General features: G+C 46.6%; 9 protein-coding genes. 4 read left to right on the top strand and 5 right to left on the bottom strand.

Translation table 11 applies throughout. The features are described 5' to 3' along the window. Positions 1-254: 254 nt before the first annotated feature. Complete coding sequence (locus tag V6C93_RS17435) at positions 255-890, top strand: helix-turn-helix transcriptional regulator (protein ID WP_333477940.1); 636 nt, start codon at positions 255-257, stop codon at positions 888-890. An 87-nt stretch (positions 891-977) separates the two neighbouring features. Here V6C93_RS17435 and V6C93_RS17430 read toward each other — a convergent pair whose 3' ends face one another. Both V6C93_RS17430 and V6C93_RS17425 read right to left on the bottom strand, forming a co-directional pair. Next, positions 978-2,411, bottom strand: a complete 1,434-nt coding sequence (locus tag V6C93_RS17430) for a DUF3370 domain-containing protein (RefSeq protein WP_349262746.1) — start codon at positions 2,409-2,411, stop codon at positions 978-980. Positions 2,412-2,844: 433 nt separating this feature from the next. Next, on the bottom strand, positions 2,845-2,976 hold the full coding sequence (locus tag V6C93_RS17425) for a hypothetical protein (RefSeq protein WP_333477938.1): 132 nt from the start codon (positions 2,974-2,976) through the stop codon (positions 2,845-2,847). 92 nt (positions 2,977-3,068) lie between these two features. On the opposite strand from V6C93_RS17425, the gene V6C93_RS17420 reads away from it, so the two are divergent. After that, positions 3,069-4,445: a DUF2157 domain-containing protein gene (locus V6C93_RS17420; protein WP_333477937.1), complete on the top strand. Its 1,377-nt coding sequence runs from the start codon at positions 3,069-3,071 to the stop codon at positions 4,443-4,445. Between the two features lie 221 nt (positions 4,446-4,666). Beyond that, entirely contained in the window at positions 4,667-5,407 is a 741-nt protein-coding gene (locus V6C93_RS17415; protein WP_333477936.1) for a GDYXXLXY domain-containing protein, read from the top strand. Between the two features lie 130 nt (positions 5,408-5,537). On the opposite strand, the gene V6C93_RS17410 is transcribed toward V6C93_RS17415, so the two are convergent. Then, positions 5,538-5,774, bottom strand: a complete 237-nt coding sequence (locus V6C93_RS17410; RefSeq protein ID WP_333477935.1) for a hypothetical protein — start codon at positions 5,772-5,774, stop codon at positions 5,538-5,540. A 641-nt stretch (positions 5,775-6,415) separates the two neighbouring features. On the opposite strand from V6C93_RS17410, the gene V6C93_RS17405 reads away from it, so the two are divergent. Next, entirely contained in the window at positions 6,416-8,293 is a 1,878-nt protein-coding gene (locus tag V6C93_RS17405) for an iron uptake porin (RefSeq protein WP_333477934.1), read from the top strand. 180 nt (positions 8,294-8,473) lie between these two features. Here the strand turns inward: V6C93_RS17405 and sppA are convergent, their stop codons facing one another. Both sppA and fni read right to left on the bottom strand, forming a co-directional pair. Further along, positions 8,474-10,291 (bottom strand): signal peptide peptidase SppA, encoded by a 1,818-nt coding sequence (sppA, locus tag V6C93_RS17400; RefSeq protein ID WP_333477933.1) that lies wholly within the window; start codon positions 10,289-10,291, stop codon positions 8,474-8,476. Positions 10,292-10,438: 147 nt separating this feature from the next. Next, on the bottom strand, positions 10,439-11,282 hold an 844-nt coding region (fni, locus tag V6C93_RS17395), incomplete at its 5' end, for a type 2 isopentenyl-diphosphate Delta-isomerase (RefSeq protein ID WP_333477932.1).

Genomic DNA, 11,282 nt, shown 5'->3' with positions numbered 1-11,282 from the left:
TGGAGCGATCGCATGATGGTGCTGCACTCCATGCGATCGCTCCCTTTAACTACACCGCTTGCATAAATAGCCAAGAAAAAGGTGATGAGTTGTATAGAGACATCACCAAACTGGATGTTTGCCAGTAGCATCACGTTTCTTTCGCTCAAATTTAGCCATAGTCTCCAGGGTGCCACTTTAGTTCACAGCGAAGTCCTTAAAGCCGCTCTTTTTATCAAGCCTACTCTGCTATTTAATCATTTCGCTAAAGACTTATGCACCTTACGCAAAACCCTGGAATTCATCCTTCAATTAATACTTTAGAAAACTCATTTCCTCAAGCTAGGCAATCAGACAATTTCCTCCATCAAAAAGTCATTGATAGCTTTATAGACGGCATCTTGATTGTGAGTGAACAAGGAGAGTGGATTCAATCCAATGACCTGGCTCAACGAATTTGTGAAGAAATCACCCACAATAAGTCACAACCTAATTCGGTACCCAAATCAATCTGGCGTGTTTGTCAATCTTTGCTTGAAAGCCGCCAGTTGTACCCCAATCCGTCGTTAATGATCGAGTCTGAGATTCAGACAGATAAATCAAGAATTTTTCGGATACGGGTGCAATGGGTTGAGTTACAAGAAATTCCTCATTCCTGTCTCTTAGTCATTCTTGAAGACCGCTATCAATCTCTTCAGAGTTTAGTGATCGCTGAAATTGAAAAGTATGGTCTGACTCCCCGCGAAGCCGAAGTTTGGTTACTGTATCGCGCTAACTACAGCCGAAAGGAAATAGCAGCTGAATTGTTCATTTGTATCGATACAGTTAAAAAACACCTCAAAAATATCAAGACCAAGCAGGAAAAGTTTCTCTATATAGAGGGCTGGCGAAAAGAATTGGTCTTGATCTGAAAGCTCTATTATTCTTAAACAAAAGTTCGGGAGACGGCCTACCTGTAGAGGCACGACATGTCGTGCCCCTATTTATTAATACCCTCCCTATTGTGTTCTCACGGTCAACACCTGTGGAGGCGTTGAATCAGGAGGATAAATGAAATCTATTTGCACCGATTTACGGCTACCCGGAGGTATCATCAACGTCTCTAATGGCTCCAACACCTGACCTGTTCGGTGCCACAAATGCACGTAGCGCGTGTTTTCCTTACCCTGCTCATCTTTGTAACGCAATCGAACACTACCTCGCAAGAACGGAAAATCGCGAGGTGGTTTCTGGAACAGTAGCCCCCCTCGGCTCAATTTATCCTCCTTTAAGGGTGTTTCAATCGTTAGAGTAACAGTCTGGGGTTTATCGGTGGGATTGTAGAAAGGCAAGCTGAGATTGTATTCAACGCAATAGTTCCCGTGAGATTCATAGGCTGTGTCCGGATAGCGCACCAGCATCCGTGCCGTCTGATTTTGATTGGTACCCAACCTACCTCTGCGAAGGGTGCTGAGGACATAGGAAACCGCTTGACCTGATTGGGGAATGGTGAAATCCTTGGCACCGGGACTATCAACTAGCTGTGCTTGCCACTTGGAACCTTGCTGTACACCTGCAACACGACCATAAATCAGCTGACCACTGGTTTGCTCTGGGGGAGTGGGAGCTTTATCGCGTGGCCCTGCTAAACTACCTGTATTCAGGAGGGTTTGCCATTCTTCGAGAGTGGGTGCCTTGTCGCTTCCATCCGGATTTTTCTTAGCAAACATCGTCAGACTAGCAGCATAAACCCTGCCACTACTATTAAGCCGCATCAGAGCTGATCGCCCATTAATCGGCTTCTCTAAATTCCGCACAGGTGTAGGATGATTCAACAACATCCGACTTTGACCTGGTGGAATCACCAACTTTGCCGGAGAATCAGCCTGTCGTTTACCTTGGAGTACGTCATGCACTGCGCGATCGCCTGGGCCAGCATAAGCGGTATTCTCCGGATTCTCCTGATAGGTTGGTAAGGTAATATACGGTGCGTCCTGTGTTAAATAAGTTGCCGCCTGCAACACATCCACCGCTACAGGTTGTTTTCCAGGATTGTGCAGCATTACTCCTAAATAGAATGTCTGCAAATCCTTGGGAGTGTGAGTTTGGTGGTGGATAAATACATCAAATCGCCCCTGAAACGGAAAATTAAGATGAGCCGTCGGTACAGCTTTTCCAGTTGAGGGAAAAGTAGAGAGTAAAATCCCTTCAGTCTTTACCCATTCCGGGCTATTACTATTAAACATCGGCACTGTATCCAACTGACCGGGTAACGCTTTTACGGGTTGCGGTTGTACGATGATTTGTGGCGTCGGCTTCGATATGGGTGTTGTTTGGGCTATGGCTTCTGAAGACGGTGTAGATTTTTTTGTTAATAACCAATAGCTACCACTACCTGCAAGAGCAAGAACTAGGAGGTAAATAATAGGAGGAAAATTAATTTTTTTCTGCATCATAAGAATTGAAGTCTAAAAGAGAAGTCTGACAGCCCTTAGTCGATTTTCTTCTGTCTTATCCACAAACACCTTCACCAGATTGGGTGAGCCATTGAGGTGACTTGAACTCCGGCGCAGGCAAACGACCTCCTTTTGTCTTGATAAGTTCCTACCGACAGGAGGCTATGCTAAAAATCCTTTTGAGTCGAAACGCGCGATCGCTTCCTACTGTCGGAAATTTTATGGAGTTCCTTTGTTAGAACTGTGTTTTTCGAGGGAACTCTAGGAATAGAGGTATAGCCTTTCACACTAACAGACTCAGGTGAGTTGCCAAACGGCAATATCAGAGAGTGACATTGATGATGAATTGGTGGAAATGAAAGCTCTATTAGTGAGTTATCCTGTCCGACTGATCAGCCTGCCTGACTCAGCGGGGAAAGCTTCAGCTTCATCAATACAATTCGACAAACTTCTTTGCCGCCGCTGGCTCAATTCCCTTCAAAGCCTGGACTATCTCTACAATTGCCTCGCCAGAAGAGTCTGTTTGTTCGTGAAACCAACGATTCAAGGGCGGGATAGTCATTCCAGCCTAACCTGCGGCTTGGAGGTATGCTCCGACATCTCATAATGGATTAGGTCTGCCTGCACGGGCGAGAGAAGAGAGCCGAGGTTGTTATGCTTTCCGATAAATTTCGTCGCCAGTTGCGTCAAGAAGCAGAACAGTGGCGCACTGAGGGATTAATTGATGATGTTGTGTACGAACAATTATCCCAACGTTACCAATTTAGTGAGATTGAAGCTGCTGTCCGTAACCGCTTTGTCGTGATTTTACTGGGGCTGGGCAGTGTACTTTTGGGCTTGGGCGTCATTACCTTTGTCGCCGCCAACTGGCAAGAATTGTCACGGGGGCTGAAGGTTACTTTGCTGCTGAGTGGGTTTGTCGGTGCCAATACAGCTGGCTTCTACCTATGGCGACGCCCAACTGAAGGATGGCAACGCCGTTTGGGAGAGATATTACTACTCTTGGGAGCATTAGTGCTGGGAGCGAATATGGCTCTGATGTCCCAAATGTTTCACCAGAGTGGGCTGCTCTATCAGTTGTATCTCGTTTGGGGTTTGGGCGTTTTAGCAATGGCTTATTGCCTACGGTTGACGTTGTTGGGAATGCTCTCAGCCCTCTTAATTGGATTAGGGTATTTAACCTTTTTGTGGGGATCATCAGACTCTGGGGTGACAGGAGAGTTGTCTTGGTCACAGCTGATGGTGCAATATATGCCCGTTTTGGGGGGTTTGCTATTTATTCCTCTAGCTTACTGGTGCAGATCACGCTGGATTTTTCGCATCGCTCTTTTGGCGATGGTTTTTTCCTTAGAAGCGAGTTTATTTCGCCTGAATGTGCTGGGTTCTTCAGCTTGGATAAGTGCGATCGCTTGTGGCTTACCCCCTGCACTTTTATGGGCTTATCATGATTCCCTGTGGAACCTTGGGAAAATTCCACCAACAGCCAAATCATTCGATAGCATAGCCCGCACTTTGGCTATAACCTTCCTCAGTCTTCTGTTTTATGTCTTATCATTCCTGGGTATATGGAACACTTCATCAGATTTCTCAGTTGAAGTTAGTTCAAAACTACCGTTGCCTTTGCAAATCGACATCCTGATTTTAAGCAGCTTAGCTCTCTGGGAATGGCTGCGACTATTGTTGTTGCGTCGAGTCAATCTGACAACTAGCTTCGTAGGGATGCTCATTGCCATCAGCGCCTTAGTTCCTTATTGGCATCTAAGTATGGGTAGGAATTCGGCAGTTGCTGTGTTAGTCTTCAACCTGCTCCTATTTCTGCTTTCCGTTGGTTTAATTCGTGAGGGATTGGCACAGGGCCAACGGCGCTTATTTTGGGGTGGAATGCTGCTACTAACTCTACAAATTTTTAGTCGAATGCTAGAGTATAATACCGACTTACTGTTTAAATCCTTAGTTTTGTTCCTGTGCGGTCTTGGTGTTATTGCTGCCGGATTGTGGTTTGAACGCTACGTCCGAATAATCAGAGGTTAGGGGTTGAAGGTTAGAAGGTTGATGGTTGAAGGTTGATGGTTATGAAGTTAGACGCCCATGAACGCAAGTACACAACGTTCGCGTAGCGTTGCCGCAGGCTAGGAATGACAATTCTTATCACTTCTGCCTCCTCACTAAAGCTCCGGTGCCGTCTGTTTTCTGCCTTATTTCTCAGATTAGAAGGTTAAACTTTCATCCTGCCAAGTTTCAAGTTTCAGCTAATGACTACTACCTCTGAATCTCCCCCTGCCTTACCTGAATCTCCGCGTCCCCTACCCATCTGGCGATTTTGGGTACCCCTTCTGTTTCAAACCGTGCTAATTCTTGGTGTGCCAGCCCAAGCCGTATACACTCAACTAACTGGCAAAACCGTCATCCTCCAAACTGTACCCGTAGACCCCTACGAACTATTGCGGGGCTACTCCCAGACACTGAGATATGACATCTCGATTCAGGAGAACTTACGTAAGCTTCCAGGTTGGAATGAATTGCCTAAGAATCCGGCTAATGGGAAGGAGCTAACCTTTATCAAGCCGGGTACTCAACTCTATGTCATCTTGCAAGCACCGAAAGTACCAACGTCCTCGAATTCAAGTAAACTGCCACAAACTTGGAAACCTATAGCCCTTAGCCGTAATTTTCCCTCTCAATTACCCCCTAATCAGGTTGCCCTCAAAGGTTTGGCTGAGCATGGGTTTATTCAGTATGGATTGGAAACTTATTACATCCCTGAAGACCAACGGGAGCAGATTAACGCTGATTTGCGTGCAGCTCGTCCAGACAATGTTAACAGGTCGCCTCAAATACAAATATTACAGCCAACTGAGCCAAGCCAGCCACCACCGAAACCGCCAATTGTGATGGAAATTAAAGTAAGTGCCCAAGGTGAAGGTGTTCCAGTAAGCCTTTGGGCGCGGGTCAATCAAGGCTCAAAAAAGTGGGTTCGCAATTATCGCTTTTGAGAGCTAAAGGCTGGGAAGAAGAGTTGAAACTTAGCAAGTTGAACGTTGAACTTTTTCCAGGAAAGCAGGTTGATGCGTTCTAACCTTCAACTGCTTTCCTTAATAAGCTTCAACTCAATCCCCAAAGCCGTTACTGGCGCTTCATCTGGAAAGCAGCACCAACCGCCGCACCAGCGCCGGCTAATAAGCCAACACTCATCCCCTGAATGGTCTTGGTCACTGGGTCTTGGGTTAGGCACTCATTGGTGAGATTCTTGGCTTGCAAGCACTGATTGGTTGATGCCCAGCTCGTAGTCCCTCCGAGAACAACTCCAGCGATACTACAGGTTGCAATCAGAATCAGGAGGCGCTTGTTTTTTATACCCATAGATAGATGTGTAAATTCTTAATTGGGGTTCTTATCTACTTTACCTATCTCTCAGCCAAATGTAACCGTATTTTTACTGAATTTTGGTTGACTCGTCAATCCGCTTGCACTTCGCCCAGCTGTTTGACCCAAGTATACCTTTTGCTATCAGCTGCGATCGCTCTTCAGCTTCGAGCTAAGCTAACAGGCGTTCAATTTAGCATAATCAAATTTCTGAAACTCTTGTGGGATGGGCATCTTGCCCGTTCATAAAGTGCAACTTGAAGGCGCGACAGCTTAATCCAATGGCTGCCTCTATCTCCCATTCTCCCTGTCTATGCGCTTTGTTGAAGCCTGTCGTACTCGATATTTCAAAGCTTTTCCAGCCCCATTAAGAGGGCATTTTGCAACTTATTGACAATAAATACTAATAGACTTACATTCTATTAGTACTAATTCTCGTTAACCTGGACGAAAATTCATAGAAACTGACCGCTGCGAAGGAGGCGGTTAAATTTATGGCACGAGTTCCCTAACGCTTTCAGATTCAGCATTTAGAACATCCAATTATCCGAGCTGACAGTAACAGGCTTCCTCGAAGCCATGTTAGTCGATTCGCTTGGTTGATTCAAGTTTAGTGTTTTTGGTGTGAGGTAAATTCCTTGTCTAGTCTGTTTCTCAAGAAAACTTCTAGTTTAAATCTGTGGCATACATTACTCTCCTGCTCATTTCAACAAATTTTCATTGTTTGTAACACACTATTGCTATTTAATAGCAATACACTGGTAGCTCAAGAATTTTTGGAGAAGACAGAAGTTGTCACCGAGCACGGTTCTCAGACATCGGCTCTGGCTTCTACAGAACAGGGATTGAGGAATGTCAACAACAACCAGGAAGTAGCGGAAACTCAGCGCTCCAATCCCAATTTTGTCCCCGATGACGAATACTTGATCAAGACTTCAGACAGCTTGACAGGTTTAGGTACAGATACGTCCATCGCTCAAGCCCTTGTAGAGAAGAGAGAAGACACTACAGACTCAATCCTGGAGACGCTACAGTCAGCCGAGCTTGAAAGCAACAGCGGTGAAGATGCTCTCAACCAAGTGACTAATGTCTCTCAGTTACGAGATGTTTCTCCTGGGGATTGGGCGTATGAAGCGCTGCGCAGTCTTGTGGAACGTTACGGTTGCATCGCTGGATATCCCGATGGCACCTATCGCGGCAATCGAGCGATGACTCGCTATGAATTTGCAGCGGGTGTGAATAGTTGTTTGCAGCAAATTGAGCGCTTGATAGGGACCAGTACGGAAAGCTTCGTCACTCAGCAAGACTTAGAAACATTGCAACGGCTGGTTGATGAGTTCCGAACGGAAATAACCGCATTGGGAACACGAGTGGATCAATTGGAAGGACGAGTAGCCTTCTTGGAAGACCATCAGTTTTCCACAACCACAAAGCTCAACGGTGAAGCGATTTTTGCGATCGCTGATGTCTTTGGCAATGAAAAACCTGGCGGGAGTGACTTAGAGGTCAACACTATCCTTGCCAATCGCACTCGCCTGAATTTTGACACCACCTTCACGGGAAAAGACCGCTTGCGAGTCCGTTTGCAAGCCAGAAACATCACGCCATTCAATACGGCTACCGACACTAATATGACGCGGCTCTCGTTTGATGGCAATAATGACAATAATGTAGAAATCGATGACCTTTACTATCAGTTTCCTCTGACTAAACAGACTCTGGTTTCGCTAATTGCCAACGCCTACGGCTCTGAAAATCTTGCAAATCCGCTCAATCCGTTGTTGCAAAGTGATGCTACTGGCTCCATTTCTCGATTCGGTCGATTTCACTCCATCTATCGACTTGCTGAAGGGACAGGTATTGGGATTACCCAGAAGTTTGGCGATGCTCTCAGTCTTTCTTTAGCGTATCGAGCCACGAATGGCAGTAACCCGAATGAAAAAGCTGGGCTGTTCGATGGACAATCGGGAGCAATGGCTCAGTTAACATTTCAGCCCAGTCCAGCGCTGAGTGTGGGTTTAACCTACGTTAACTACTACGCTCCGGGTAACAATGTTAATACCACAGGCAGTATCGGCAGTGCTTTCGCCAGCAGACCCTTTAACCGAGTGGCTACTTTAGCCCAGGCTTACGGACTAGAAACGAGTTGGCGTATTAGTCCTAAGTTTACGGTTTCAGGCTGGGCGGGTTATACCTATGCTCAGGCTCTATCTGGCCCTAATCAAGGTAGCCATGCAGACATTTGGAACTGGGCTGTGACCTTAGGTTTTCCTGACCTGGGAAAAAAAGGAAGCTTGTTTGGGGTTGTGGTGGGAATGCCCCCCAAAGTGACCGACAACACGTTTAGCAGTCGTGAAAACAGAAATACGTCTTACCACATAGAAGCATTCTATCGCTATCGTCTAACCACGAACATCGACATTACTCCCGGTTTCTTTGTGATTCTCAACCCCGAACATGATCATAGAAATGACGCTCTCTGGGTAGGGACTCTTCGCACAACGTTTAGATTCTAACCGCAATCAAGCCCGACCCCATCAGGTTTTACCCTTTGTTGGCTGAATCCTATTATGTCCGGTTAATTACCCTTAATAAAATCCTATTCGTAGTAGGTGATTAATTATGTCCCTCATAGGAGGACTAAAATCCTGACTACAAACTCCCCACATATTAAGGTTATATTGCCGGACATTCTATCACTCGATTCGCCAGTTAAAAGGCAAACGAGCATAAATGCTTCTAGGATCGTTTAGAGTTTTGAAAATCGCCAAATTTTCTTGTAATTTTATAAATTCAGCGGTGAGAGGATCAGGCAGCTTGGTGTTTCGGGCGCTAACCTTACCGAGTAGCTTTTTCAAAATCCGTTCCTCCAGGCTTCCAGATTCTGTGTACTCTTCCACTTCCCAATCATTCCCAAGCTTGGCTTGCCCCGCAGCATACTGAATCGCATCAGTAATACCCCCAAACTGATCAACCAAACCCAATTGCTTGGCAGCTTGACCTGACCAGACACGTCCCTGAGCAAGTTGTGCGACCTTTTGTTTCGGCAGTTTCCGAGCCTGTGCTACCTTGTTGAGAAACTGATCGTAAATTTGGTTAACTGATTTTTGAGCGATCGCTAATTCTTGAGGCGTCTTGGGGCGTGAGATCGTCGTGCTATCGGAAAACTGACTGGTTTTGACAACATCCCAGCTAATGCCATTATCATTTCCTAGCTTTTGAATATTAAACTGCAAACCAAAAACGCCGATGGAGCCTGTAATCGTAGTCGGCTCTGCAAAAATGTGCTTAGCTCCTGTTGCAATCCAGTAACCGCCGGAAGCCGCATAATCGCCCATTGATACAATCACTGGCTTCTCTTTGTTAGCCAGAAGCACCTCGCGCTGAATCTCCTCGGATGCCGTAACGCTACCACCAGGACTATTAATCCGCAGTACCACCGCTTTTACATCTTCATCATGTCGCGCTTGGCGTATCTGTCTGGCAAAGCTGTGACCCCCTACCTGCTGGGCACTGCCTTGTCCGTCAACGATTTCACCGTCGGCATACACGACGGCAATCTTATTCTTTGAGCTACGTGTCTTGAAGTCTTTGCTCTCAGCTTTAGCGTATGTGGTGAAAGAAATTTGTCGGAACGATTTATCCTCTTCATCACTATCTGTTAGCTTTTTGAGGTCAGCGACTATCTCATCCAGATAAGCGACTCGATCTACCAAGCGGCGTTGACGTGCTTCTGATGCCATCACCTCTCCCTGAGTATTGGCGATCGCCTGCAACTGCTGAGGAGGGATTTTGCGTTCTGCCCCAACCGTTGTGATAAATTCACCCCAAAGCGTACTTAATAAGGTTTGAGTCTGCTGTCGATTCTCCGGACTGAGTTTTTTGAGAATGAACGGTTCTACGGCTGACTTGTACTTCCCAACCCGAATCACCTGAACACCAACACCATATTTTTCCAGAGCTCCTGTATAAAAGATGGGTTGAGAACTAAAGCCATTGAGTTCCACACTTCCCATCGGATTGAGAACGATCGTATCCGCCACGGAACTCAGATAATAGGCTCGTTTCCCCAAATCCACATCATAAGCAATGATTTTTTTTCCAGCAGCTCGAAAACGTTGCATTGCTTCGCGAACTTCTCTAAGGGTTGCAAAGCCAGCCCCCGTACTACCGGAGGTTCGACTCCCATCCAGGTAGAGTGCAATAATTCGCTTGTCTTGACGTGCTTTGTCGAGGGTATCTAAGACCGTGCGTAGGGTAACCGCTTTGGCCTTATCGCCCGATAGCGCTTCCCCGATCGCATCGCTGGTGCTTGAAGTCGGCTCACTATCGGCAATGTTTAAAGACAAGTCAAAAACCAGTACTGACTTATCCTTAACTTGAGGACCCGTGTCTTTTAACGCCGCCGCGATTAATAAAAACAGCAGTCCGCCAGTCCCTAAACCAAAAAATAAAATGAGACCCGCAACGCTTCCAATCAGGCTTGCAAAAGTTTGCTTGAGAAATTGATTCATTTACAGTGAGGAGTAGGCAGTGGTCAGTAGAGATTAGGCATTGAACTGTTGGGAGAGTTTTTTCAGGGCAGTGCCCTTACACCCTCAGTCTTGAATCAAGAACTCGACTTGCAATTCGTAATTCGCAATTCCCAACGCTTTATCCCCTTATGCTAGCTTTTGCAAGGCGTTAGAGTGCTTGAGTTGAGCTAATGTCGCGTTACCTGTACAGAACAGAACCGTCGTGAGTTCGGCAATCAACAGCTGCACTAGGGCATCAACGGCTTCGGTTGACTCAGCAGCAGCTTGTAAGAAAGGCCATGCCAAACCCGAAATATCGGCTCCTAGTGCGATCGCCTTAGCCACATCCAAGCCATTGCGCAATCCCCCGGAAGCAATCAAAGGAATCTGTGGGGCAATGGCTCGAATATCAACAATGCACTCCGCCGTCGGCAACCCCCAGTCGGCAAAGGTTAGTCCCAAGCGACGCTGCTGTTCGTTGAATGCCCGCTCACTTTCCACCTTCGCCCAGGATGTGCCACCTGCTCCAGCCACATCAATGGCAGCAACCCCAGCCTCGATCAGCCTCTGTGCCATTGCGGCTGAGATGCCATTTCCCACTTCTTTGGCTATCACGGGCACAGGCATTTTATTGCACAAAATTTGAATTTTGTCAATAATTCCCTTGAAGTTCGTGTCCCCGTTGGACTGAATGCACTCCTGTAGGGGGTTGAGATGCAAAATTAAGGCATCGGCTTCTAAAAGATCGATGACACGCAGGCACTGATCGACGCCGTAACTATAGTTGAGTTGAACAGCACCGAGATTAGCGAATAAGAGAATATCAGGCGCAAGCGATCGCACGGCAAACGTGTCAGCCACCTGGGGATTCTCCACAGCTACTCGCTGGGAACCTACACCCATTGCTAGTTTGTGCTTTTGGGCAACCTCAGCCAAGCGAAAATTGATCGTCTTTGCTTGTTCTGTACCGCCAGTCATGGAAGAAATCAAA

The organism is Allocoleopsis sp., assembly GCF_036703385.1.
Taxonomy (GTDB): domain Bacteria; phylum Cyanobacteriota; class Cyanobacteriia; order Cyanobacteriales; family Coleofasciculaceae; genus Allocoleopsis.
The sequence above is the reverse complement of the archived record's forward strand: the minus strand, read 5'-3'. Positions and strand labels throughout refer to the sequence as shown.